Annotated in this window: 19 protein-coding genes and 5 pseudogenes; 11 read left to right on the top strand and 13 right to left on the bottom strand. The window is 59.8% G+C overall.

The window, feature by feature from the left end; genetic code table 11:
* The first annotated feature begins 136 nt into the window (after window positions 1–136).
* Window positions 137–796, top strand: coding sequence for a nucleotidyltransferase family protein (locus WI754_RS23180; protein ID WP_349438046.1), 660 nt, complete (start codon window positions 137–139; stop codon window positions 794–796).
* A 66-nt stretch (window positions 797–862) separates the two neighbouring features.
* Here WI754_RS23180 and WI754_RS23175 read toward each other — a convergent pair.
* Window positions 863–955, bottom strand: a pseudogene (locus tag WI754_RS23175) (LysR family transcriptional regulator); the annotation flags it as partial.
* A 538-nt stretch (window positions 956–1,493) separates the two neighbouring features.
* Here WI754_RS23175 and WI754_RS23170 point away from each other — a divergent pair.
* Complete coding sequence (locus tag WI754_RS23170; protein ID WP_341487639.1) at window positions 1,494–1,955, top strand: mobile mystery protein A; 462 nt, start codon at window positions 1,494–1,496, stop codon at window positions 1,953–1,955.
* Window positions 1,952–2,548, top strand: a complete 597-nt coding sequence (locus WI754_RS23165) for a mobile mystery protein B (RefSeq protein WP_341487638.1) — start codon at window positions 1,952–1,954, stop codon at window positions 2,546–2,548. Before WI754_RS23170 ends, WI754_RS23165 begins: the two co-directional genes overlap by 4 nt.
* A 455-nt stretch (window positions 2,549–3,003) precedes the next feature.
* Here WI754_RS23165 and WI754_RS23160 read toward each other — a convergent pair whose 3' ends face one another.
* A complete protein-coding gene (locus WI754_RS23160; protein WP_341487637.1) occupies window positions 3,004–5,163 on the bottom strand; it encodes a TonB-dependent siderophore receptor in 2,160 nt (719 codons plus the stop codon).
* Window positions 5,164–5,426: 263 nt separating this feature from the next.
* On the opposite strand from WI754_RS23160, the gene WI754_RS23155 reads away from it, so the two are divergent.
* The 5 genes from WI754_RS23155 (at window position 5,427) to WI754_RS23135 (ending at window position 10,234) form a co-directional block, all read left to right on the top strand.
* Window positions 5,427–6,248, top strand: coding sequence for an ABC transporter ATP-binding protein (locus tag WI754_RS23155; protein WP_341487636.1), 822 nt, complete (start codon window positions 5,427–5,429; stop codon window positions 6,246–6,248).
* Complete coding sequence (locus WI754_RS23150) at window positions 6,245–7,270, top strand: iron ABC transporter permease (RefSeq protein ID WP_341487635.1); 1,026 nt, start codon at window positions 6,245–6,247, stop codon at window positions 7,268–7,270. Before WI754_RS23155 ends, WI754_RS23150 begins: the two co-directional genes overlap by 4 nt.
* Window positions 7,267–8,319, top strand: a complete 1,053-nt coding sequence (locus WI754_RS23145; protein WP_341487634.1) for an iron ABC transporter permease — start codon at window positions 7,267–7,269, stop codon at window positions 8,317–8,319. The genes WI754_RS23150 and WI754_RS23145 overlap by 4 nt, the downstream gene beginning before the upstream one ends.
* Before the next feature lie 14 nt (window positions 8,320–8,333).
* On the top strand, window positions 8,334–9,275 hold the full coding sequence (locus WI754_RS23140) for an ABC transporter substrate-binding protein (RefSeq protein WP_341487633.1): 942 nt from the start codon (window positions 8,334–8,336) through the stop codon (window positions 9,273–9,275).
* A gap of 65 nt (window positions 9,276–9,340) precedes the next feature.
* Window positions 9,341–10,234 carry a MurR/RpiR family transcriptional regulator gene (locus WI754_RS23135; RefSeq protein ID WP_341487632.1) on the top strand — a complete coding sequence of 298 codons (894 nt, stop codon included), beginning with the start codon at window positions 9,341–9,343 and terminating at the stop codon, window positions 10,232–10,234.
* Window positions 10,235–10,587: 353 nt separating this feature from the next.
* On the opposite strand, the pseudogene WI754_RS23130 reads toward WI754_RS23135, so the two are convergent.
* From WI754_RS23130 to WI754_RS23110, 5 genes and pseudogenes are all read right to left on the bottom strand, one after another.
* A pseudogene (locus WI754_RS23130) lies at window positions 10,588–11,012 on the bottom strand (nitrilotriacetate monooxygenase); the annotation flags it as partial.
* A gap of 174 nt (window positions 11,013–11,186) precedes the next feature.
* On the bottom strand, window positions 11,187–12,134 hold the full coding sequence (locus WI754_RS23125) for a GlxA family transcriptional regulator (RefSeq protein WP_341487631.1): 948 nt from the start codon (window positions 12,132–12,134) through the stop codon (window positions 11,187–11,189).
* Between the two features lie 247 nt (window positions 12,135–12,381).
* Window positions 12,382–13,020, bottom strand: coding sequence for a VOC family protein (locus WI754_RS23120; RefSeq protein WP_341487630.1), 639 nt, complete (start codon window positions 13,018–13,020; stop codon window positions 12,382–12,384).
* Between the two features lie 52 nt (window positions 13,021–13,072).
* Complete coding sequence (locus WI754_RS23115; RefSeq protein WP_341487629.1) at window positions 13,073–14,440, bottom strand: epoxide hydrolase family protein; 1,368 nt, start codon at window positions 14,438–14,440, stop codon at window positions 13,073–13,075.
* Window positions 14,441–14,442: 2 nt separating this feature from the next.
* Window positions 14,443–15,246 carry an SDR family oxidoreductase gene (locus WI754_RS23110; RefSeq protein ID WP_341487628.1) on the bottom strand — a complete coding sequence of 268 codons (804 nt, stop codon included), beginning with the start codon at window positions 15,244–15,246 and terminating at the stop codon, window positions 14,443–14,445.
* A 228-nt stretch (window positions 15,247–15,474) separates the two neighbouring features.
* Between WI754_RS23110 and WI754_RS23105 the strand changes: the two genes are divergently transcribed.
* Window positions 15,475–16,830, top strand: coding sequence for an FAD-containing oxidoreductase (locus WI754_RS23105; RefSeq protein ID WP_341487627.1), 1,356 nt, complete (start codon window positions 15,475–15,477; stop codon window positions 16,828–16,830).
* 445 nt (window positions 16,831–17,275) lie between these two features.
* On the opposite strand, the pseudogene WI754_RS23100 reads toward WI754_RS23105, so the two are convergent.
* The 4 genes and pseudogenes from WI754_RS23100 to WI754_RS23085 all read right to left on the bottom strand — a co-directional run.
* Window positions 17,276–17,847: pseudogene (locus WI754_RS23100) on the bottom strand (IS5 family transposase); the annotation flags it as partial.
* Window positions 17,848–17,990: 143 nt separating this feature from the next.
* Window positions 17,991–18,467 carry a GNAT family N-acetyltransferase gene (locus tag WI754_RS23095; protein WP_341487626.1) on the bottom strand — a complete coding sequence of 159 codons (477 nt, stop codon included), beginning with the start codon at window positions 18,465–18,467 and terminating at the stop codon, window positions 17,991–17,993.
* Window positions 18,467–18,751, bottom strand: a complete 285-nt coding sequence (locus WI754_RS23090; RefSeq protein ID WP_341487625.1) for a DUF1778 domain-containing protein — start codon at window positions 18,749–18,751, stop codon at window positions 18,467–18,469. Before WI754_RS23090 ends, WI754_RS23095 begins: the two co-directional genes overlap by 1 nt.
* Window positions 18,752–18,947: 196 nt before the next feature.
* Window positions 18,948–19,249 (bottom strand): annotated as a pseudogene (locus WI754_RS23085) (IS5/IS1182 family transposase); the annotation flags it as partial.
* On the opposite strand from WI754_RS23085, the pseudogene WI754_RS23080 reads away from it, so the two are divergent.
* Window positions 19,246–19,555 (top strand): annotated as a pseudogene (locus WI754_RS23080) (transposase); the annotation flags it as partial. The pseudogenes WI754_RS23085 and WI754_RS23080 sit on opposite strands and share 4 nt — an antisense overlap.
* Before the next feature lie 360 nt (window positions 19,556–19,915).
* On the top strand, window positions 19,916–21,676 hold the full coding sequence (locus tag WI754_RS23075; protein ID WP_341487624.1) for a phospholipase D-like domain-containing protein: 1,761 nt from the start codon (window positions 19,916–19,918) through the stop codon (window positions 21,674–21,676).
* A gap of 541 nt (window positions 21,677–22,217) precedes the next feature.
* On the opposite strand, the gene groL is transcribed toward WI754_RS23075, so the two are convergent.
* The gene (gene groL / locus WI754_RS23070; protein ID WP_341487623.1) at window positions 22,218–23,843 is read right to left on the bottom strand and encodes a chaperonin GroEL; all 1,626 of its coding nucleotides are present in this window, start codon (window positions 23,841–23,843) and stop codon (window positions 22,218–22,220) included.
* Window positions 23,844–23,909: 66 nt separating this feature from the next.
* Window positions 23,910–24,206: a co-chaperone GroES gene (gene groES / locus WI754_RS23065; protein ID WP_341487622.1), complete on the bottom strand. Its 297-nt coding sequence runs from the start codon at window positions 24,204–24,206 to the stop codon at window positions 23,910–23,912.
* Window positions 24,207–24,246: the final 40 nt, after the last annotated feature.

The raw sequence follows: 24,246 nt of genomic DNA, 5'->3' as shown, positions 1-24,246 counted from the left end.
GCTTTTGACCGGTTTAACTTGAGCATGCGGTAGGTGTACACACTGTCAGCATGCCACCGCTCAAGCTTACCGGGGTAGCCGCTTTTGAGGACCAGCAGAGCGTCTTGACGGTGTCCGGGATTGAGCAGGAGTTCCCTTGAAGGCAAGCGGGTCACCTTTACATGGCGCTATACGTAAAGCTGAGGGCGATGTTGTAATCGCGCTGATCCTCTTGGCTGCGGGCGAGGCAAGCCGAATGGGCGCTGGCGGTCTGCACAAGTTGCTTGCTGAATTCGACGGCATCCCGCTCGTCCGGAGGTCGGCCATGGTAGCCCTCCGTGCACGAGCAGCATCGGTGACAATTGTCACGGGCCACCGCCACCTCGAAATCACCGCCGCATTGGAGGGACTGGACCTCCAATACGTCCACAATCCGAACTATGCCTCTGGTATGGCGGGATCAATGGTGACCGGCTTTAAGACGGATCAAGCAAGACGCGCCGACGGTGTTCTCGTTATGAACGCCGATATGCCGAGGATAACCTCTGGCGATCTCGATGCATTGATCGCAGCTTTTTGTGATGCAAAGTGTGATGCTGTAGTTCGTGCCGCAGCGTACGGTCGATGGGGGAATCCTGCGGTGCTGCCCCGCTCTCTCTATCGCAGTGTGTTGCGGCTCCAAGGTGATGTTGGTGCACGGCATCTGATCGAGACATCAGGAACTCCCGTCATCGATGTTCCTATAGACGAACGTTCACTCTTGGACGTCGATACACCGGAGGCAATTCTGGCGGCAGGCGGCGTTCTTAGGGTATAACCAGAGATGCAAAGTTCCTGACTATAATTTAGCGACGGTTCGGATGTCGTCAGGCGTATGAAATCGCGGCGATTGGGTGATGTTCAGCTTATGGGCAGCGCGACGAAAACGCAGCTCTTCCGCGAGCGCACGAAAATATTGGAGTTGCTTTAGGTTCATCTGCCCTGCTCCCGGCCTTTGGGATATTGGAGTAAGCCAATTTCGCCATGGGTTCAAAGGCTTTCGGGCTGAAGTGGGCAACGTCTGCCAAATCAAGCGCGATGTCTTTGTGTGCCTTCTCAGACCGCCCTGTACAACAGGCACTCTTCCTGCTGCGAGAAGATCGCGGCAATACATGAGGGGCTATCCGTGCTCAAAGTCCACCATCCTGGGATAACCGTCACTTCCCTTGAAAGATCGCTGCGTTTCTGGATCGACATTCTCGGTGTCGAATTGGTCGGACGTGATGAGTTGCGCGACGTCTCTGTCGTGACTTGCTTTTCCAATCCTAACGCCACGCGTCGCCTGTAGTTTCAAGCCCGCGAGGAGTTTCGCGGGTGTCGTCCCGCGATACTGGTCTTGGCGCACCTTCACAGGTTACAGGCTGATACATATGGCATCAAATCCGCCTATAGACTGATAAAACAAGTTGATGATCAGCCTATAAACTGTTAAAAGCCGGTATATTTCAACCTACAGGTTGAGCCTCGAGATCAAGATGAAAAGCCAAATCCGCAAAAGAGCAAGGCTGCGGCTCGATGAGCGACTCCAGACGCTCCAACCCACCGATCGGTTTAAAGCGCCACCAAAGGGATGGGTTCGCGCGCTACGCGACGCCCTTGGCATGACAGGCGCTCAGCTTGGTGAACGTATGGGCATTCGGCCTCAAACGGTTGAGACTATCGAAAAATCGGAAGCGGCAGGTACGATTCAGCTCAACACGTTGCGACGGGCTGCCGAGGCCTTGGATTGCACACTGGTCTACGCTCTGGTTCCGAACAGCTCGCTTGACGCAGTCGTTGAGGCTCGGGCACGCAAGATTGCGACACGCGAATTACAACGTGTTGCCCACACGATGAGACTGGAAGCACAAGGCACGGATAACGCCGATTTCGAAGCTCGCGTCCAGGCCTACATCCGCGACAGGCTCTCTGAGCGGGACCTCTGGAACAAGACATGACGGACCTTTTTCAGGAACCTGACGACGCCACACCGCTTGAACCGCAAGAGCGTGAAGGATTGCTACAGACCTGGATCACCCACCGCAACGACCTTAACGAAGCGGAACAAGAAAACATCGTTGCGGGTGCGGCTTGGGCACGCGGCCGGCGGCGCATGCCGCTCGAGCGGATACTGACAGAAGACTTTATGCGAACGCTCCACAGACGGATGTTTGGCGAAGTCTGGCAGTGGTCCGGCACGTTCCGGACGACTGAACGCAACATTGGCATTCAGGCCTACCGCATCGGAATGGAGCTCACCAGCCTGCTGAACGATATCCGGTATTGGATCGAACATGAGACCTTTCCGTCGGATGAGATTGCGATCAGATTTCATCATCGCCTTGTTGCGATTAACCCGTTCCCCAATGGCAATGGCCGTCACGCGCGCTTGGCGGCCGACCTCCTGGTTGAGCGGCTCGGCGGCGTGCCTTTCAGCTGGGGCGGTGGCAGCTTGACCGACGTCGGCGAGTTGCGCGCCCGTTATGTCAACGCGCTACGCGCAGCGGACAATCATGATATTGACCCCTTGTTGAATTTCGCGCGGGGCTAGAAGCGTAGAATTTAGCGATGACGTCCCAGGGGGTTCTCTAATCGCTGTTGTCAAACGTGGTTCTCCAGTTTGTGATCAGTGTCGGGTCCTGGGTTCTCTCCGCGGTCGCTGCGTGAGCGCCACATGTTGGCGTTCAGGGTTGGACGGATCACGGGGGTGTGCGCGGTCAGAGCCCCACCCGCGGGAGCGATCTTGTCCTCGCTCTGCGTCCCGACTGGACGCATCTTGTGGCGTTGTTGTTCACACGCCGATGATGTGGGCCAGCGGCATTCTCATGCCCTGGCTCGATCATTGAATGCTGTGCCAATCCGCCACATTACGTGAAGAATGACAGCGAGCGCAGGCCATACCTCCGTCCCCTCGATGGAGCTTGCTGGAGGACCGAACAAAACAGGCTTTCGTCAAGGAGTAGGATAGCTTCACTGCGGGCGAAGACGACGGATTCCGTGTGGTTCCTAGAACCGCACTTTCGCTGTCAAGGTCGCATTGAACGGCTCGCCGATTTGGTTTCCCAGCGCTGTCGAACCTATTGATGACGTGTAATAGGTCTTGTCGAACAGGTTTTTCAAATTGAGCTGCGCGGTCACCGGCCGCTCAAGATCGAAGGTATAGGCTGCAAAGGCATCGACAACCGCATAACCAGGCAGATCATAGGCATTGGTGTTGATCCCAGCGCGCTGCCCGACAGCACGGATTCCGCCGCCGACCTTGAGCGTATTGCCATTCGAGCCGACTTCGCCGAAATCATAAGCGAGGTAGAGCGATCCGGTATGCCGAGGTACGTTCACCGGCCGCAGGCCTGCATAATCACCGTCAAGCACTTTCGCATCGGTGAAACCATAGCTCGCGATGACATCGATATTGTCGGTGAGCGATCCTGCAAGGTCGACCTCTACGCCGCGAGCGCGCACGAGACCCGCTGTCTTGACCACCGTGACGCCTCCGATATCCTCCGAATAGGCAACATTCTCCTTGTCGGATGTGTACAGCGCCACATTGGCCGTCACTCCCGCGGGCAGCTCGAATTTGGCCCCGATCTCGTAGGAGACGCCCTCCTCTGGATCGAGATTGCCATAGTAGTTGGCGATCGAGGACTGAGGCCGGAAGGTTTTCGCAGCATTGGCGTAGAGAGAAACGTCTGGTCTCAGCTTGTAGACGATGCCTCCATTTGGAATGAGGGCACCACCATAACTGTCGGTGTTGGTCACGAAGGGCCGACCCTTTCCGGCCATCAGATCGTAATACTGGTAACGGAGCCCCCCGACGAGGATCCACTGGTCGTCAAGATGCCAGGAGTCCTGGAAATAAGCGGATGCCGTGGATAGTTTTTCCGTTTGGTCGCTGTCCACTGCCGACACGGTCGTGCATTTTGAGAGAGTGCCATAAACCGGATTGTAGATGTTGAACCCCATGGTGTTCCCGCAACGGATCATGTCGGTGCGCAGCGTGTCGCTGTAGTCATAGGATGCGCCGATCAAGACGTCGTGCTGGAAGCCGCCAATCTCGACGTCGCCGGTCAGATCAGCGCGCAGGGCGTGATTGTAGATCGTGGAATTCTGCGTCGCGTCGGCACGGCGCGTCACATCGCCGGTGACGGAATCATAGGCCATCACGCGCGCCTGATTGTCTGAATAGACGTTTCGGCTGTAGCTGTAGTCGAGAGACAGCTTCCAGTCGTCGGACAACTGCCGGTCCACGTCGATCTGCACCATGTCGGAATGGCCATCGGTGATATTGTAGGGCTCGTCGAATCGGATCTTGCGATCCACGGCGACGGCATGCCCTGTGGTCAGATCGAAAATAGTGCCTCGATCGAAGGGAACACTATAATCCTCATGCATATAGGTGACGGTTACTTCGGTATCCTCACCCGTCCAGGTGAGCGACGGGTTGATCAACCATCGCTCCGTTTCGCCGAAGTTACGCCAATACTGGGTGTGCTGATAGTCGCCGATCAGCCGGTAGGAGAGATCTGTCCCCTCGATCGGACCCGTGAAGTCGAATCCGCTTGAGCCACCACCAAAGCTGGAAAGGCTGCCATAGACTTCGCCCCCAAAAGTATCCTGCGGCTTTTTCGTCACGACGTTCACCATACCGCCGGGATCGAGGATGCCATAAAGCGTCGAGGCGGGCCCTTTCAGAACTTCGACCCTGTCTGTCATCGCATTGAAGGACCGCGGCAGGGCAGTCTTCAGGCCATTCGTCAGGATAGAGCCGTCGCGATTGTCGCCGAAGCCCCTGCGGATCACCGAGTCCTGCGTCCCGCCAAGGGTGTTGGCCTGGGATATGCCGCTAATGTTTGCCAACGCTTCATCCAGCGTCGTGGCGTGCTGATCTGTCAGAACCTCGGAACTGACAATATTGACGGCTTGCGGAATATCCAGCAACGGCGTCTCGGTGCGGGTGGCAGTCGATGTCGACACGGGCTGATAGCCCTCCGTCGAGCTCCTCTCGCCCGTAGTCGTGATTTTCTCCAAAGTCGTTACGTCTTCATTCGTGAGACGCGACGATTTGGGTACGGCCGGCTCTTCCCCATAGGCCTGAAACGGAAAAAAAACTCCTGCCAAGAGGATAAGAGAAAGTGTCTTCCTCTGCTCCAGCCGCTTCAACATCATGTGCAGTCAAAACCCCCGTGTGGAAACGCTCAAATCGAGTGCGGCTGGCTTTATCGAATTCATGAATGTAGTAGTCAAGTTTACGACGCTTCCGAAGCTTTCCAACCTGAAGTGATCGAACGGGACTTTTAGGGTTTTCCGGTGCGGAAGGCGCGCTTTGAGCGATATTCGCCGTGGCTAAATGAGGAATTTTTCACCGGTGAGATGTTGACTACTACATTCAACAAATACACGCAAAACGCTGGAAACTGAATGATTGCGACATGATGACAAAAGCCCAAGCAACCCCACTCGTGGAAGCGCTCGACATCGCGGCGGCATACGATGGAGCCTTGCAGGTTCTGAAGGGTGTTTCTCTACTCGTTCCGAGAGGAAAGCTGACCGTGTTGGCCGGTCCGAACGGATCGGGAAAGTCCACCTTGCTTTCCATCCTGTCGCGCGTGCTCAAGCCGGCGGGGGGGACTGTCCTGCTCGATGGTCAGGAAATGATGCGGTTGCCAACCCGGGACATCGCGAAAAAGCTGGGACTCCTGCCCCAGGGGCCTGTCGTCCCGGTGGGGATGACAGTTTACGATCTCGTTTCCCGGGGGCGTTATCCGCATCAAGGTTTCCTTCGGCAGTGGACGGATGCCGACGAAGAGGCGGTCGCCAGGGCGCTCACGGCGACACGGCTTGGAGATCTGACGAACCGTGCCGTCGACAGGCTCTCCGGCGGCCAGCGGCAACGCGCTTTCATTGCCATGACCCTTGCACAGGAAACGGCGGCGATCCTTTTCGATGAGCCGACGACGTTCCTCGACCTGCGCTATCAGGTCGATGTGATGGAGTTGATCGCAAGCCTGAGCCGGGACCATGGGCGAACGGTCGTGGCCGTGCTACACGATCTCAATGCCGCCCTGCAATATGCGGACCGGCTGGTCTTTTTGAAAGACGGCCAAATCCATACTGTCGTTGAGGACCCGCACGCCTGCAGCGCCGACCTGATCGGCGCTGTCTTCGATACTGAGGTCAGTCGTCTTGTCCATCCACAGACCGGAAGGCCGGCCTTTCTGCCATCCCGCGCCGGCCGAGGCACTCCGCCATGACGTCCCGCTGCCGCATACGGCGTCATTCCTTTCTCGCTGGTTGGCTTTGGCTCTCGCCGACATTGGCTGCAACGCTCCTGCTTGCGATCCTGCATCTATCGACGGGAGCCCGACCCGTACCGATTTCCGTTCTCGTCGAGGCAGCGACGGCTTTCGATCCGGGCTCGTTCGATCAGCAGGTACTCGTGAACCTGCGCCTGCCCCGTCTCGTCGCCGCACTTATATGCGGCGCCTCGTCTGCGATGGCGGGGCTGCTATTGCAGTCATTGTTGCGGAATCCGCTGGGAGAACCACATATTCTCGGCCTGAACGCGGGCGCAAGCCTTGCGGTGGTCGCCAGTGCCGCCCTGCCTGCCGCCCTCCAGCCGCAAGGTCTTACCCGCTCCCTTCTGGCGGCGACCGGCGGCGGCGCACTGTTTCTCATCGTGCTCACCATTGCCTCGGCCGGGCGCGTCGGCTTGACGATGACCAAGCTGATCTTCTGCGGAATAGCACTGTCGGCACTGGCGTCGGCCTTCGTTTCGGCCATCCTGATTCTCGACCAGGACACCCTGGAACAGGTACGCCTCTGGCTGGTGGGGGACCTCGCCGGGGTTTCGCGGCCTGACGTCGTTTCAGCCCTTCCAATGGTGGTGGCCGCCATGCTGGCCGCAGCAATGATCACTCCGCGCCTCGATGCCATGGCGCTGGGCGACGCCTCCGCGACAGGGCTCGGGGTGCCGGTCCGCTCCACGCGGATCATCGGACTCTGCGCCGCCGCCGCCCTTTCGGGCGCCGCTGTTGCTGTCGCGGGGCCGATCGGGTTCATCGGGTTGATCGTGCCGGCGATCGCCCGCAAGCTTGCAGGCGGACCGCACATCGTTGCCCTTGTCCTTGCCGCAGCCCTCGGTGCGGCGCTTCTCGTGGCTGCCGACATCGCGGCGCGGAACCTGTTGCCCTCGCATGAGATCGCGACCGGCATCACGACCGCCCTTGTCGGCGCCCCCGTCTTCCTCCTTCTCGTGGCAAGGACGATCAAGTGAGTGTGCGGGACGGCTTCCACGCCTACCGGCGAATCGTGCTCGGTCCCCTTGCCATGAAGGTTCACCGGCAAAGGTTGACGATCGCCGTGGTTCTTTTCGCATCGCTCGCCCTCGCGAGCCTGGGCGCACTGGCCACCGGAAGCGGGCGGGCGGGCCTGGCAGAACTCCTCGCCTTTATCGCGAGTGGGGACGGTACGGCCGCCCAAGCACTGTCCGTTGTCGGCGATCTCCGGCTGCCGCGCGTCGTTATGGCGCTCGCTTGCGGTGCGATGCTCGGTCTTTCGGGTGCCGCTCTTCAAACACTGACCCGCAACGGCCTGGCCGATCCCGGGCTGCTTGGCGTCAGGGAAGGAGCCAGCCTCGCGGTGATCTCCCTCATGCTCGCCTTCCCGAATGCGCCGCTTCTAAGCCGACCCTTCGTCGGTATGTTCGGCGGTCTGTGCGTGGCCGTCGCCGCAATTGCGATCGCCCGAACTCTGTCCGGCCTGCGCTTCATTCTCATCGGCATCGGTCTTTCCTGGTTCCTGTCGGCGGTGCTCGCACTGATCCTGACGGCGGCGGACATCGACAGAGTCCAGGCTGCCATGGTCTGGATGGCCGGCAGCCTGGCCGGCGTGCAGAGCGAAATGCTCCCGGTCGCCCTCGTAAGCCTGATGATCGGAGGAAGTCTTCTGATTGTGACCGCGCGTGCCGCCGATGTCAGCCTGCTGGGCGAGACAACTGCCATTGGTCTTGGCGTCCGCATCGGACTGCTGCGTATTGCAACGATCGCCGCCCCCGTCTTGCTCACTGCAACGGCGGTTTCCTGCGCCGGCAGCTTAGGGTTTGTCGGCTTGATAGCGCCACATCTCTCCCGGCAGATCATCAACGGTGGCCAAGGCATGCTACTGGCAGGCAGTGCGATTTTCGGGGCCGGCCTCGTCCTCGTTGCCGATACGATCGGCCGCACGCTGTTTGCGCCCTTGCAGATTCCGGCCGGAATCGTGCTCGCCATCATCGGCGTCGGCCTGCTCGTCACACTCATCTGGCGCCGGCGCGACCGGATATGAAGGAGTATACAAAAATGCGAATCCTGATCCTGTTCCTCGTCATCTTCCTGCCGTTTGCCGCGGCCGCGCAGGAAACCCGCACCTTCAACGACGACGCCGGAAGAACGGTGACGGTCCCGGCGCGCCCTACGCGGATCGCTTCGCTGCACGACATCGACATCACCATTCCACTGATCGAACTCGGTGTCATTCCGGCGGCAAGCCATGGGCGCGTAGGGCTTCACGGCACGCCGTATATCCGTTCCGGCGCTCTTCTCACGGGTGTCGACTTCGACAGCTCCGGCATGATCTATGTCGGATCGAACGACATCGATCTAGAAACCCTCGCGGAAACCAAACCCGACCTGATCATTAACGCCACAGGACGGCCGACCCCGGTTGAAGCGCTCGAAAAAATCGCACCGACCGTCGTCATCGATGCGACCCGCCTCGGCGCACCGCACGTCTACGCTCGCCTTGCGGAGCTGACCGGTACGCAGGCCAAGCTTGCGGTGCTCGACCGACGATACCGCAGCGGGATCGCCGCCTTGAAGCAAGCCGTCGACACGTCGAGCATCACCGTGTCGGTCTTCCAGCCGCTGAACGGCAAGATCAATACGTACCACACCTATCGCGCGCTCGGCCGGGTGTTGAGGGATGCAGGCTTCCGCTTCCCGAAGGTGATCGATGCCATTCCGGAAGGAGAGCGCATCGAGGTCAGCGCCGAGCGTCTGCCCGAATTCGACGCGAATTTCATTTTTGATCCCTACCGAACCGATACAGGCGGAACTTCGGCCGACGAGATCGCGGCCATGGAGGAGGTCATGCCCGACTTCTGCAATTTTCTGAAGGCGTGCAGGGAGGGACGCTACATCATGGTTTCGCGTGAGGAGGCGATTTCCAACAGCTACGCCGCCCTCGCCCTGATGACGGCCGCGGTCCAGGCAAGCATCGCAATGCGTCCGTTGGTCGATTAGTATTTTCTATCGCGCGCCTTTTGGGTTATGTGAACTAAAGCTGACTTTTTACCGAAACTTTATCCATGCCCCAGCCCCGTAGACCTCAATCCCGACACAAGCGCCGCGACTCTTACGGCGAACGTTTGAAGAAACACAGAAACAGCTTGTCGCCGAGCCTGTTGAATGTTGCGGAATACATCGACGGACATCGCCATGCCGTTCTCGGCAAATCCGCCCTTGAGATCGCTCGTGATACCGGAACCTCTGACGCGACGGTCATTCGCGCGATCCAAATGCTGGGTTTTGACGGTCTGCTCGATCTCAAGGACACATTGGAAGCCTATCTTGGCCATACGGATTCGCCGTCGGAAAAGATGGCTTCCACTGTAGAGGTGCTGGTTGACGGTGCTGACTCTGCGATCGATTTCGTGCTGGCCGACCAGGCCAATGCGATGACAGCCCTTTCTTCACCGGAGAATCGCAAGAACCTCGCCGAGGCGGCCCGTTTGGCAGCAACTGCCCTCAGGATCGGATTTTTTGGAATCGGAGCCTCCGGCATAATAGCGGAATACGCCGCTCGGCTGTTCCTTCGCTCGGGCTACCTTTCCTACACCTTAAACAGGACCGGCATATCGCTGGCCGAGCAACTGCTGGAATTGCAGGAAGGCGATGTTCTGCTGATGATGCTTCACGGTCGCCCCCATAGAGAGGCGATGGCGACCATCTATGAGGCGGAACGCCTGCAGGTGCCAATCATCATGGTCGTCGGCAAGGCCGACACGGTTCTGCTTAAACATGCCGCCACCCAGATCGTTCTTCCACGTGCAAAAAGTGAACATGTCGCCCTCCATGCGCCAGCACTATCATGCGTGGAGGCGCTCATGCTCACCCTGACGACGATGGATCAGCAGAGGACTCTATCCTCCATCGATCGCCTCATCGAAATCCGCCAGCAGATCCGGCCGAGTAAACGTTAGTGGGAAGGATGTTGAGGGATAATTTATTGGGTTCTGTGCACTATCGGAGCCATCTACATGCCGGAATGCGAAGGGTCTGACGAGTCTGAGGTCCAGCCATTCCCTTCATCTGGGCAAAGAGAATGAGATCATGGACAGCCGCGGCATTAGCGGTCGCGATCACCGATCCCGAAGAAGCTACAGGCATGAACCGGGAGAGGTTCTCGGCAATCGTGGCCTTGAAAAGCTCGACGTCCTGCGGCAGATAACCAATGTACTTCCCCACTTCATCCGCGTTCCATTGATCAAGCGTCGCGCCGCCGATACACGCCGTGCCGCGGGCAGCTGGCCAAACGCTCGTCGATCCATGACATTTATCCTGTTGCCGGCCGCTTCAGGCCCAAGTGATCGCGCAGCGTCGGCCCGTCATAATCCTTACGAAACAGACCGCGCGCCTGGAGCAACGGCACAACATCGCCGATGAAGTCCTCGAGCCCGCCGGGGAAGAAGGGCGGCATGACATTGAAGCCGTCGGCGGCGCCATTCTCGAACCATTGCTGCATGCGGTCAGCGATTTCGACCGGCGTACCGAGCACGATATGGTGGCCCCGGCCGGCAGCGACGCGCAGCGCCAGCGCGCGGATCGTCAGCTTCTCCCGGCGAGCCAGTTCGGTCAGCAACTCGGCACGGCTGCGCAGTTGGTCTGAAATCGGCAAATCGGCAGCGGGCCGTCTGGATCATACCCTGCCAGGCTATGGCCAAGACGCTCCTCAAGGAGTGGCATGGCGCTCTTGAGATCGTCCGTATCAATGCGAGTTCTTACCCCTCGAGAACCGCTTCTGTCTCGCTATGCAACTAAGACGCCAGCGCCAAACGGCCGATCGGCGCAGCCGTCATCAGTCCAGATTTCGCACCGTGCGCGTAGCGCCGCACCAGCTCTATCGCGCCACAAGATACCCCACGCTCTCCGGATTCATGGTGCCATTGCGCTTTCGCGCGCGTTGCGCCGGATCGTCTGGGGCGGCTGTCCGAGCGTCCGGAGAAAAGCCCGGCGCATGCGATCACTATCGGCAAATCCGGTTTCCTCCGCGATCACGTCCATGGAGTGGCGGCCTTGTTCCATCATCAGCCGCGCCGCCTCCACGCGCAGGTTCTCCACCGCCTTGGCGGGCGACTGCCCCGTCTCGGCGCGGAAGGCCCGGCTGAACTGACGCGCACTCAAACCCGCCGCATCCGCCAGCTCCTCCACTGATAGAACGCTACGCAGGTTAGCCTTGGCGTAGTTGACCGATTTCTGGATCCGGTCCGACTTCGGGTCCAGTTCCAGCAGCGCCGAAAACTGCGATTGGCCGCCGGCCCTGCGGTGGTAAACCACGAGCTTGCGTGCGACCGAGCGCGCAACGTCTTGGCCGTGGTCCTTCTCGACCATCGCGAGAGCCAGGTCGATGCTCGCCGTCATCCCTGCCGACGTCCACACGGTGCCGTCGACGATGAAGATGCGATCCTCCTCGACCCTGACGGCCGGGAAGCGCTCCCGGAGTTGGCGTGCAAAAAACCAGTGCGTCGTCGCACGGCGCCCGTCCAGCAGTCCGGATTCCGCAAGGATGAAGGCGCCGGTACAGGGTGCGGCCAGCCTCCGCGAGGTTTGCAGGGAATGACGCGCGAATTCGATCAGTCCTGGTGTCATTGGCTCGATCGCTGTGCCGGCTCCGAACATCACCGTGTCGTAAGTCGTACCGCCGAAGGCTTTCGTGATGACCCCAAAACCAGCGGACGACTTGATCTCACCGCCGCTTTCGGAAAGCAGCGTTATCTCGTAAGCCGACCCTCCAAGCTGAATGTTGGCGATCTCGAAGGCAGTTACCGCTGCAAAACCCAAGAGTTGAAATCCTGGAAAGACGACGTAGCCGATTTTGTGCATGACGCACACCTTTTGTCTGAAATTGCTGCATATATCACATTTGCGCCGTCGCAATAAGCCCCCTGTCCCACATGGCGCTATCGTCCGTGCCCCACAAAGCGGCGCGGCGCCTCGTCGGAAACCGCATGCCATCGGCCTCGTCGTCATCGTAGACGCGCCGCGGGGCCGGCACGCAAGTGAGAAGAAGCGGACCGGCACGCAATCGCCTTTCGGTGGGTCGCGTGCCCGTAGACATCATCGCCGAGGCTTACGACGGCAGCGGCTTGCCGGCCTGCTCCTTTACAATGTAGTCGGCATACCAGTCCGGCCAATTCTCATCATGCTTGCCGCCCGTTCGCTTCTCGTGTTCGCCATGCGCGGCGGCCGCACGCCGGAGCGCCGCCGCGAGCTCGGTCGACGAGGTAAAGGTCGTGATGTCCGCATCCACGCGTCCAGGCAATCGCTCGGTTACTTCCTGGAGTAGCCAGCCGTTGCCGTCCGGATCGCTGAACGAGGCGTAGGAGCGGTAGCTGCGCCGCTCCGGATCCCGACCGCTGACCGGCGGCTGTCCAGGACCGGCGCGGTGGATGATCTCGCTCACGTCGGCGCCGCGACCGATAAGTTCGGCGCGCGCGGCCTCGATTTCCGACACGACAAGATAGAGCCCGCTTGCCGAGCCGGGCGCGGCCGACGTCAGCCCCGTGCCGAAGTGGATCGAGCTCGGCGAGCCTGGCGGCGTAAACTGCACGACCCGAAACGTCTCACCGACGGCGAAGTCGGCGTCGAGCCTCCAACCCAGGCCGTCATAAAAACGCTTGGCGCGATCGACGTCCGAGACAGGGATAACGACGACCTCAAGCTTCATGTCGACCGTTTGCACTTTCGCGGTGTTGGTTGCACTGGTCATAGCTTTCTCCTTGTTGTTGGCGAGGCGGCGCGCTGAGCGCACCCCTTCTTTCTCACATCGACTGACGCAGCGACCTGAACGAGGCTCTAAGCTCCTGGGTGAAGGTTTCCGGCTGTTCCCAGGCTGCAAAGTGCCCGCCTTTGTCGAGCCGGTTGTAGTGAATGAGCTTGGGAAACGCTTTCTCTGCCCAGGATCGCGGTGCCTGGTAGAGCTCGTCCGGAAACGCGCTTACGGCAACCGGTATCAAAACACCCTTCGGAGCAAAGAAGGCGAGTTTGTTTTCCCAATACAGGCGAGCCGAGGATACCGCCGTATTTGTCAGCCAGTACAGAGTAATGTTGTCGAGCACGTCATCGCGTGTAAGGCCCTCAGGCTGGCCATCGAATACGCGCGCGATAAGGGCATAGCTCAGTGCATCGTGGTCGAGCATCCAGCCAGCCAGGCCGATCGGCGAATCTTCAATTCCGTACAGCGTCTGCGGGCGTTTGCTCATCTCCTGAGCGTAGGCGAGCCCGTTCTTGTAAAGGAAGTCGAGCTGATCATACGCGCGACGCTCTTCGGGCGTGAGATCGGACGGCGCCGGGCCGCCAGCCTCCAGGATCTTGTGGATCCCGTCCGGCACAGTCGCCGGCATGTTGGTGTGAATGCCGAGCAGCTCCGGCGGTGCCTGAACCGCCATCTGCTCTGTGACTGCATCCCCCCAATCGCCACCCTGTGCGACAAATTTCGTATAACCCAGACGCTTCATCAGCACCGTCCAGGCGCGTGCGGTCCGGACTGGATCCCAGCCGAGCTCGGTGGGTTTCCCCGAAAATCCATGCCCGGGCAACGAGGGAATGACGATGTCGAAAGCATCCGCTTCGCTCCCACCGTGTGCCGTGGGGTTCGTCAGCGGATCGATGATCTTCAGTTGCTCTATGATCGAACCGGGCCACCCGTGTGTGGCGATCAACGGCATCGCGTTCTTGTGTTTCGAACGCACGTGAATGAAATGGATGTCGACCCCGTCGATGTTGGTCACGAACTGCGGCAAGGCGTTGAGCCTTTCTTCGGCTTTGCGCCAGTCGTAATCCGTCGACCAATAGTGTGCGAGCTTCTGCATGGTCGCGAGCTGCACGCCTTGGGTTGCATCGTTCACCAGCTCCTGCTCGGGCCACTTGGTTGCGGCGATGCGCCGCCGCAGGTCGGCAAGGGCCTCATCGGTTGCACGGAACTGGAATGGACGGATGGTTTCGTCGACAGCCGGCTGGGCTTCGGACGCACCGTTTACGGAAGCCTGCGCAACCTCGACGCCGCTCCGCACAGGGGAGCTCGTTTCGGCATAAGCCACGACCGCGGGAAGAAAGATTGCTATCGCTCCAGCCAATGCGGAGGCGGCAAGACGATTGCGCTTGCCAATCAGCGAATAGGGTCTCGACATGATCATTCTCCCCCAGCTCGATATCGGGCGGCAGGCGCGCTGAGGGAAAGGCTCGGCATGAGCTTCTGCCGCGCCGCTTCGTAAGCCTCCCAGTCGCCTGCGTCCGGAAGCGACGGAATGGTAATCCGCTCGCCGAGATCGAAGCCGGCAAATGCGGCATCCACCATGTCCTCGGCGGACATGACGATCTCGCTCGGCACATGCTCCAGGGGCGTACCGGCGATGGCCCAGAAATCGGTCGCCGTAGCCCCCGGAAGAACGGCCTGGACGCGGATATTCTTGTCAGCAAGCTCCTTCTGAAGCGACAAGGTGAAGGCCAGCACGAATGCCTTGCTTCCGCCGTACACGCCGTTCAGCACTTCTGGCGCGATACCGACGATCGAACTGATGTTGATGATCGAGCCGGCGCCACGCTTCACGAAGCCGGGCACCGCAGCATAGGTCAGCCGCGTCAGCGCGCTGACGTTCAGCGCGATCATCTCTTCCATCTTGTCGACATCAGACGCCAGCAGCGGGGCGGTCGCGCCGACGCCGGCATTGTTGACCAGCGTGGTGATGCTGGCGTCGGTCCGAAGCACCGTCTCAACGCGGCCGAGATCATCCTTGTTGCCAAGGTCCGCCGCGACCACCTCGACCGCGCGGCCCGTCTCATCGGTGAGGTGCTCAGCCAGCGCATTGAGACGCGCCTTATTGCGGGCCACGAGGATCAGGTCATAGCCCCGGCGCGCCAGGCGATCGGCATAGATCGCGCCGATGCCAGAGGAAGCCCCGGTAATCAGTGCGGTACCGTTCGAGTTCTCAGTCATAACAATCTCCATCAGGTTGAACTCAGTACCCACATATTAGGATAAAGCCTGTACGTCTCAAATGTCATATATCCGGCAATTTAGGCCATTCGACTGGGCAGGCGCAGCGCCCGCGGCGTCGAACGCATGGGCGGTGCGCTTGGATAGGTCAATGTGGTATGCTTGGTCGCGGTCTGGGGTGAAATGCTTGCTCAATTCTCGTTGACTGGATTGTTTCGGAGCAGTCTGATGCGACGGTTCGATGCGATTTTCATCGGTGCTGGCCAGGCCGGCCCATTCCTCGCAGCGCGGATGGCCGAACGTGGCATGAAGGTTGCGCTTATCGAACGAAAGTTCCTCGGCGGAACCTGCGTCAATGCCGGTTGCATGCCCACCAAGACGCTGGTCGCCAGCGCCCGCGCGGCATATGTCAGCCGGCGCGGCGGCGAGCTTGGCGTGAAGATTGCGGGCGACGTCGCAGTCGACATGCAAGTCGTTCGACGCCGCGCGCACGAGATAACCATGGACGCCCGGAACGGACTGGCGGACTGGCTCGGCAATATGGATGGCGTCGCCACAATCTATGGCCACGCTCGGTTCGAGGCAGCCGACAGGGTCGGCGTCAACGGCGAGATCCTCACCGCCCCGCGGATATTCCTCAACGTTGGGGCTCGCCCTGTCATCCCCGATCTGCCTGGAATCGAAGACATCGACTACCTTACCAGCACTTCGATCCTGGACCTCGACACCCTACCACGGCACCTCGCGGTCATCGGCGGAAGCTACATCGGCCTGGAATTCGCACAGATGTATCGGCGGTTCGGCTCGGAGGTCACCGTGGTCGAGCGCGGAGCCCACATCGCATCGCGCGAGGATGTGGACATTTCCGAAGCCATTCAGGAAATCCTTGAGGCGGAGGACATTGACGTCCGCACCGGGGCAGCACGCATCGCCTTTGCTCGAGGAGGTGACGGGATACGGATATCCTTGTGCGGCGCCGACATCGATGCCAGTCACGTTCTTGTTGCAACCGGTCGCAAGCCGAACACTGACGAGCTTGGCCTCGACGTCGCCGGTGTCGCGGTAAATCCCCGTGGCTACATCGTGGTCGACGACAAGCTAGCAACCAACGTCCCGGGCATCTGGGCGCTTGGCGACTGCAACGGGCGCGGAGCCTTTACGCACACCTCCTACAATGATTTCGAGATCGTTGCCGCCAACCTTCTCGACGGCGAAGACCGCAAGGTGTCGAGCCGGATTCCGGCATATGCCCTCTACATCGATCCGCCGCTTGGTCGAGCCGGAATGACCGAAAGGCAGGCAGCCTCCTCAGGCCGCAGGATCCTTGTCTCCAGGCGGCCCATGGCCCGGGTTGGACGGGCAAAGGAACGCGACGAAACGAAGGGCTTCATGAAAATGATAGCCGACGCCGACACCAAGGAAATCCTCGGGGCCGCGATTCTCGGGATAGAAGGCGACGAAGCGATTCACGGGGTCATCGATGCCATGAGCGCCGGGACTCGCTACACCGATCTCCAGTGGTCGGTTCCGATCCATCCAACGGTGTCGGAGCTGATCCCGACGCTTCTGAGGGGATTGGGTTAAAATTGGCGGGCTCCCACTTTCATCGAGCCGCCTTTGCGGTGAGACAAACCGAGGAAAAAACAACGTCCGACGACGAAGATCGAATTAGTGGCCCCGGAGGGCCTGCCGAATTCGAAGAAAATCAGCCGCTTAACCCCATGTGGGACGAAAACCCAGCTTCATAAAAATCAATGATCTAACAAAGCCGCCGTCCCACTTTCCGGCCGTTTTTGGCCGGTGCAGCTGCCCTTGATGATGATGTCGGCATGCGGCTCGAACAAGCTAACCAGCTTGTCGCCGGCCGGCACCGCCTCGCCGGCCAGGACCCGCCGCCCGGGGCTTGAGACTATCGCTGGCCGGCGTATCCAAAGTGCCGGTTGTTCTGACCGACGGCCAGATCGCGCTTCCGCTAGCTCGAGGAGAGGCGAAAGGGACTGCACAGTCTTGCCGATGTGTTCGCCGGCTAGACTTGAGAGACATCGCCAGTGTCCTGATCGGTCAGGGTATGGGCAATGATGTTGCCGCTACCGGCATCCAGTGCCAGATGCGGCTTTCGCCAGCCTCGACGGGATCTGGCGCCATGCTTCTCCTCCAGCCACTGGTCCGCGCCGTAATCCTGAAGACCAGTGCTGTTACCAGAACATGCACCGGTCCGGTTGCCAGACCCTGGTGATCACGCCGTTCGTTGGGCGATTGCCATGTCCGCGCCTGACGGCTCAGGTGGTGTGATCGGGGACAGCAAGCGCTAAGCCCATCAATTGCAGCACCGATTCCAACGAGCCTTCTGCCTGGCGAAGCCGCAAGCCAAACACCAGGCCCAGCGTCAAGGTGGTCTCGATTGCCAGATCTGAATAACGGTGCTGGCCGCCGCGGGTCTTGCGTCTTGGAGCATACCATTGGGACGGGGCCTCCGGTGTCAGCCCACAAGGTCAGGCTGTCACGCCGACGAAGTCCTGCTTCATACTCCGGCCAGTTCGTCACCCTGAACTTCGTCTTCTCAATATGATGACGACGGCTGGCATTGTGTTTGAAAGGCATGGCGGCACTACAACGCTTGCGGGAGCCTCCCGCTTAACTCAGACCGCTGAACGATCCATGCGCCAACGCCCAATATCGTGTACTCCTCAAGCTCATCGGCCTGCTGGACCAAGGACTGGAACAAAGGCACCTCAGTCTGTTTTTTACGAAAGCTTGAGCGACATGATCAGTGTCATCGGATTTGTTGGCGACGCAGCGAAACCGTAGTGCTCATAGAACGACTTGGCTTCGTCAGAAATCGCATGAACAAGAAGCCCGCGAATGCCCATGATGTGCGCGGCTTGCCCCACCCGCATCACGGCATCTTGCAACAAGGCGGCGCCAAGGCCCTTGCCCTGCCAGCTTCGATCGATCGCCAGCCTTCCGAGCACAGCCATCGGAATCGGGTCTGGCATGTTGCGTTTGATAGCGCCCGGTGCATCCGCCACGGCGAGCGCGCCGGAGGACAGACAATAATATCCGATCACTCTTGCGCCTTCGCAAACGACGTAGGTCCGGGATGCGCCGCTGATCTGATTGCTTCGGGCACGGCGGCACAGCCATTCATCGAGGCTGTCATGGCCACTATCGAACAGGTCGAGTTCATGCGCTTCGCCCAGAAGCGTTGGGGCGGAAAGCATTATGCCTGCCAGGGTTTTGGCACGCTCATAAGCCGCTCAAAACCCTCACCGCTGGGCGGCTGGTCAAGGACGGCCAGATAATGCTTATAGCTCTCGGGATCGACCTGAACGAGCGTCTGATCAAGCAGAGCGTCTTCGGCAGCGCGGCGAGCCGCGTCGATCATGAAGTCCGAGCGCGTTTTGCCATGCGCTTTGGCGGCGCGGTCGATCAGAACGCGCACGTCGTCACGTACCCTCAAGTTGACGGGGTGGGTACTGATTTCTGAGGCGGATTTTGTTGGCATAGTTTTTTCCTTCCGCAGCCATTCTAGCACATCGAGATACACAATGTGTATCTATTTCGGAAGAACGGGATAGCTTGTTGCAATCGACCGCAGGGCAATGAATAGCCCGGCCTCTTCGGCTCGGCGAGAATACGAGGCTGGGGCGTTGGTGCACGGATCTGGAATTGAACGGACGGGGATTTTTTGAACCCGCTGATCATGCCGTAGCTGCCTTTCGGCGGACGGATTTCGGGTGTGAGCAGGCAAGCATGCGGTTGAGGACGGCGCAACCGATGGCGACTTCGGTAGCGACCTGGCCCGCAGACGGCGACCGATGATAGACTTGTATCGCCCGACGGCGGTCTCGACCAGCGAGCGTTTGCCGTAGCCGTTAGAGACCTGCCATTTCATCCGGCCGTCTCTGCCGATTGCTGTGATATGCCGGTCCCTTTGGCCGAGGGGTCTGCCGTTGGTTGGTTCGACCGCGTTGGCGCGCGGCGGAATGACGATGGCAGCCGCGTCAGGCGGCGGCCGACGGCGGCTATGCAAGCCGCGAAAATCTGAGCGCAGCCAAGGCCTGGGGCGTGCGCGACATGGCCTTCCACAAAAAGAGCGGCTCAAGATCGAAGACATGGTCAAGAGCCGCTGGGTCTATCGCAAACTCCGCAACTTCCGCGCCGGCATCGAGGCCGGCATCTCATGCCTGAAGCGCGCCTACGGCCTGGCCCGCTGTACCTGGCGCGGGCTTGACCACTTCAAGACTTACGTCTGGTCCTCATGGTGGCTTACAATCTCGCACTCTTCACGCGCCTCAGCGCGACCTGACATCCCATGCCGCCACGTGAGACGCACCGGCGAGTGCCGGCAGCTGGCAGCTGGCAATGCGCGCATTTCCGCCAGAAATCCCATCCGCCGCGATTTGCACCCATCATGCCGACCACACGGCTTCAAAGGCGCCGCCCATTGAGCCGCAAGTTGCTGTAAAAACGAGAAAAACAGCGGTTTATGGACGGGCACTAGCTAGCCCAGACAGTACATAAATGGCCGTCCGAAAGCTAGGGGATGGTGGGTTTCTCTTATACCGGACTCGATCCCTGTGCTTCTCTGTACTAAACCTTATCGGGCATCTCTATATTGTCGCACAACCGTGCTAGATTTCCGCCGAACACGAGCGGGAGGCGGAGCGTGGATACGAGCTTTCGGGTTACTGGCAAGAATGCGGCGTCGCCGTTTTCGCTGACCATCCATCGCGGCGATGGCATGGTTCTTTTGGGCATGGACTGGAAGGACAGCCGACCCCCTGCCAACTTCGTCGGATTTGCGATCCAGTATCTTGAACCAGGGGAAACGGTATTTAAGAATGTGCGAAACCGGATCGGCTTTCCTGGTCAGGAAGTCCCCGACGAGGGCATCCGCACCACCGAAGCTCCAATCCAGAAGTTCCGCTGGGTCCACTTTCCCTTCAATGCCGACCTCCCGGGCGACTTCACCTATCGGGTCATACCGATGCTCATGTCTGAAGACCGAGAGCTTGAGCCGGGCGAGCCACAGGAGGCAAAGCTCGCTCTGATGCGGGAGACCATTCCCGGCAAGCTCAACGTTGCCTTTACGCGTGGCTATGTCTCATCGCAGGCATTCATCCGCAATTTCGCCGCCGGAGGACCGTTGATTTCGCTCGTACCGCCTGACGGTGACCAAGGTCTGGACTTTGTTCCCACGCATGCTGAAGCAGAGCGCGCCCTCGCCTGGATGGGATTCGAAGCGCGAGCCGAGACACTCTCGCTCCTCGAGCGCGCACGCGATGTAGGCGCCGAGGTCCGCGTCATCGCTTACGACCTCAATCTGCCGGAAGTGGTCGAACGGCTGGAGGCGCTCGGCCCAAGGCTCAAGATCATCATTGACGACAGCAAACGAACCGATGGCCACGGGCGGCCGAACTCGCCGGAGACACGTGCAGCCGAGCGTCTGATCGCCTCTGCCGGCGCGGACAACGTGAAACGTCAGCACATGGCAAATCTGCAGCACCAGAAGTCGATCGCCATTCGTGGCGAAGGTATCGCCACGGTCCTCTACGGTTCGACGAACCACAGCTGGCGAGGCCTCTATGTCCAGTCGAACAACAGCCTCGCTGTCCATAGCACCACCGCGGTCGACGACTACTTCGCAGCCTTCGATAGCTACTTTTCCGCAAAGCGGGCCGCTGATTTCATCGCCTCCACCAGCTCGGCTGGTTGGCTCGACCTCGGCGTTCCGGGCATTGATGCCAAGGTCGCCTTTTCTCCGCATAGCGAGGCCAATGGCAGATTGAACGAGATTGGCGCCGACATCGATACCGCGCAGTCCAGTGTATTTTTCTCACTCGCCTTCCTCGGCCAAACAACCAGGGGGCCAATCGGTCCTGCGCTGGGACGCGCCATCGAACGCGAAGGGATGCATGTCATGGGCATCGCCGATGCGCGAGTTCAGGCCGGCAACTTGGGACTGGCCGTGCTCAGCCCCGACAAGCGCCGGCGGGTCGTGCGTTCCGCCGCGCTCACAGGCGATGTCCCGCCACCATTCTCGACTGAGCCCTCCGGGCTTTCCGGCGAAGACGGGAATGGACGCGGGACGAGAATGCACCACAAGTTCATCGTGCTGGATTTCGACAAGCCAACGGCACGGGTCTATCTCGGCTCTTACAACTTTTCAGAACCCGCCGATCTTGAAAACGGCGAAAACCTCGTGCGCGTCCGCGATCGCACTGTGGCTACCAGCTACATGATCGAGGCGCTTCGGATGTACGACCATTACCGGTTCCGCGTCGCCTCTGAAGACGAGGAAGAGGGAGCCGGGCATCCGTTAGAACTGAAATTTCCGCCCCATGCAGGAGGCACGGCCTGGTTCGAGCGTGACTGGACCGACCCGGTTCGCGTCCGTGACCGCCAGCTTTTTGCACGCGCCGACTGATTGGCGCATAGATTGACATGTGTAGATGTTGAGCGACGACCATCGCCTGAACTTTGACTTGGCCCAAAACTGAATCAAACTGCCTCGCAGCGGCGTGGCATTCTCGGGCTCAGCTGATCTCCCTGTTGACCCAGAGCTCGCTCGTCTTCTCCATCTCGATGAACTCGGGAGGGAAGACGAGCTTCTGGAAGGAGAAAGCGTCCTCGATTATGATCCGTGGGAGATTATGGCCACCTTCCGCTGAGCAGCCAAAGAGTACGCAGCTCGGGCCATCCCGAGCTGTACATAATCACGGTCCCACGCAGTCCTCAAACTTGCTGTTACGCGACCCCGCCAACCGTTGATTTTCCGCTCCAGGCAACGAGGATCTTAGGCACAGGCGCGGCAACACCGGGGGCGCGACGAGCCTTCCCGCGTTCAACGGTACATCCAGAATAGAGATTCAGTCCGGCAGTATCGCCGACGCGTCGCGAGGAAGGATCTGGTTGACCGAATCCCTCTTCGCGTCGAATGACGACTGTGGTTTCGAAATGAAAACGCGTTACATCATGCCGCCCATGTCAGGCATGCCGCCGCCAGCAGATTCCTTCTTCGGAAGTTCGGCGATCATGGCTTCGGTCGTGACGAGCAGACCGGCAACCGAAGCTGCGTTCTGCAGAGCCGTGCGGACAACCTTGACCGGATCGACGATACCCATGGCGATCATGTCGCCATATTCGCCGGTCTGGGCGTTGTAGCCGTAGTTGTCGGTGCCGCTTTCGAGGATCTTGCCAACAACGATCGAACCTTCGTCGCCGGCGTTTTCAGCGATCTGGCGAACCAGCGACTGCAGCGCCTTGCGGACGATGTTGATGCCGGCGGTCTGGTCGTCGTTTGCGCCCTTGATGTCGAGGACGATCGAAGCACGCAGCAGGGCCGTACCACCACCAGGAACGATACCCTCTTCGACCGCAGCGCGTGTCGCATTCAGCGCGTCGTCGATACGGTCCTTCTTTTCCTTCACTTCGATTTCAGTCGCACCGCCGACGCGAATGACGGCAACGCCACCCGAAAGCTTGGCCAGGCGCTCCTGCAGCTTTTCCTTGTCGTAGTCGGAGGTGGTTTCTTCGATCTGACCCTTGATCTGGGCAACGCGGCCGTCAATCTCGGCCTTCTTGCCAGCGCCATCGACCAGGATGGTGTTCTCTTTGGTGATCGTCACCTTTTTGACGCGACCGAGCATTTCGAGCGTGACGTTTTCGAGCTTGATGCCGATGTCTTCGGAGATGACCTGGCCACCGGTCAGGATGGAGATGTCTTCCAGCATGGCCTTGCGGCGATCGCCGAAGCCCGGAGCCTTGACGGCAGCAATCTTCAGGCCGCCACGCAGCTTGTTGACGACGAGGGTCGCAAGCGCTTCGCCTTCGACGTCTTCCGAGATGATGAGGAGCGGCTTGCCGGTCTGAACGACAGCTTCGAGAACCGGAAGCATGGCCTGCAGGTTGGAGAGCTTCTTCTCATGGAGAAGGATGTAAGCGTCGTCCAGTTCGGCAACCATCTTTTCCGGGTTGGTGACGAAGTAAGGGCTCAGATAGCCGCGGTCGAACTGCATGCCTTCGACGACTTCGAGTTCGGTGTCGGCGGTCTTGGCTTCTTCAACCGTGATGACGCCTTCATTGCCGACCTTCTGCATCGCGTCAGCGATGTACTGGCCGATTTCCTTTTCGCCGTTGGCAGAGATCGTGCCGACCTGGGCCACTTCTTCTGAAGTGCTGATCTTCTTGGCCTTGGCGACAAGGCCCTTGACCACTTCCGTCACCGCAAGATCGATACCGCGCTTCAGGTCCATCGGGTTCATGCCGGCGGCAACGGCCTTGGTGCCTTCGCGAACGATGGCCTGTGCCAGAACCGTTGCAGTCGTCGTGCCGTCGCCGGCGATGTCGTTGGTCTTCGAAGCAACTTCGCGGACCATCTGGGCGCCCATGTTTTCGAACTTGTCTTCGATCTCGATTTCCTTGGCGACAGTCACACCATCCTTGGTGATGCGTGGTGCGCCGAACGACTTGTCGATGATGACGTTACGGCCTTTCGGACCGAGCGTTATCTTGACGGCGTCAGCGAGGATGTCGACGCCGCGCAGCATCTTTTCGCGCGCGGTGCGGCCGAACTTGATTTCTTTGGCTGCCATTTTAAAAACTCCCGGGCTGATGCCCAATTGGTTTTATGGAATTGAAGAGAAGGGAACCGGCCAGGATCAGCCGATAACGCCCATGATGTCGGCTTCCTTCATGATCAGAAGGTCTTCGCCGTTGAGCTTGACTTCGGTGCCCGACCACTTGCCGAACAGGACGCGGTCGCCAGCCTTGACGTCGAGAGCGATGAGAGCGCCCTTGTCGTCACGGGTGCCGGTGCCGACGGCGACGATTTCGCCTTCCTGCGGCTTTTCCTTGGCGGTGTCCGGAATGATGATGCCGCCCTTGGTCTTTGCTTCAGCCTCGATACGGCGCACGACAACGCGGTCGTGCAGCGGACGAAAATTGGTATCAGCCATTTTGGGTTCCTTAATGGGATCGCAGCCCAATGGCCCCTCC

This window comes from Pararhizobium sp. A13 (assembly GCF_040126305.1).
Lineage (GTDB): Bacteria > Pseudomonadota > Alphaproteobacteria > Rhizobiales > Rhizobiaceae > Pararhizobium.
The sequence above is the reverse complement of the archived record's forward strand: the minus strand, read 5'-3'. Positions and strand labels throughout refer to the sequence as shown.

Bases quoted from the DNA above. Each gene is read 5' to 3' on its own strand.
- WI754_RS23170 (WP_341487639.1), top strand. From the start codon at position 1,494: ATGAAAAGCCAAATCCGCAAAAGAGCAAGGCTGCGGCTCGATGAGCGA.
- WI754_RS23165 (WP_341487638.1), top strand. From the start codon at position 1,952: ATGACGGACCTTTTTCAGGAACCTGACGACGCCACACCGCTTGAACCG.
- WI754_RS23160 (WP_341487637.1), bottom strand. From the start codon at position 5,163: ATGATGTTGAAGCGGCTGGAGCAGAGGAAGACACTTTCTCTTATCCTC.
- WI754_RS23155 (WP_341487636.1), top strand. From the start codon at position 5,427: ATGATGACAAAAGCCCAAGCAACCCCACTCGTGGAAGCGCTCGACATC.
- WI754_RS23150 (WP_341487635.1), top strand. From the start codon at position 6,245: ATGACGTCCCGCTGCCGCATACGGCGTCATTCCTTTCTCGCTGGTTGG.
- WI754_RS23140 (WP_341487633.1), top strand. From the start codon at position 8,334: ATGCGAATCCTGATCCTGTTCCTCGTCATCTTCCTGCCGTTTGCCGCG.
- WI754_RS23135 (WP_341487632.1), top strand. From the start codon at position 9,341: ATGCCCCAGCCCCGTAGACCTCAATCCCGACACAAGCGCCGCGACTCT.
- WI754_RS23125 (WP_341487631.1), bottom strand. From the start codon at position 12,134: ATGCACAAAATCGGCTACGTCGTCTTTCCAGGATTTCAACTCTTGGGT.
- WI754_RS23120 (WP_341487630.1), bottom strand. From the start codon at position 13,020: ATGACCAGTGCAACCAACACCGCGAAAGTGCAAACGGTCGACATGAAG.
- WI754_RS23115 (WP_341487629.1), bottom strand. From the start codon at position 14,440: ATGTCGAGACCCTATTCGCTGATTGGCAAGCGCAATCGTCTTGCCGCC.
- WI754_RS23110 (WP_341487628.1), bottom strand. From the start codon at position 15,246: ATGACTGAGAACTCGAACGGTACCGCACTGATTACCGGGGCTTCCTCT.
- WI754_RS23105 (WP_341487627.1), top strand. From the start codon at position 15,475: ATGCGACGGTTCGATGCGATTTTCATCGGTGCTGGCCAGGCCGGCCCA.
- WI754_RS23095 (WP_341487626.1), bottom strand. From the start codon at position 18,467: ATGCTTTCCGCCCCAACGCTTCTGGGCGAAGCGCATGAACTCGACCTG.
- WI754_RS23090 (WP_341487625.1), bottom strand. From the start codon at position 18,751: ATGCCAACAAAATCCGCCTCAGAAATCAGTACCCACCCCGTCAACTTG.
- groL (WP_341487623.1), bottom strand. From the start codon at position 23,843: ATGGCAGCCAAAGAAATCAAGTTCGGCCGCACCGCGCGCGAAAAGATG.
- groES (WP_341487622.1), bottom strand. From the start codon at position 24,206: ATGGCTGATACCAATTTTCGTCCGCTGCACGACCGCGTTGTCGTGCGC.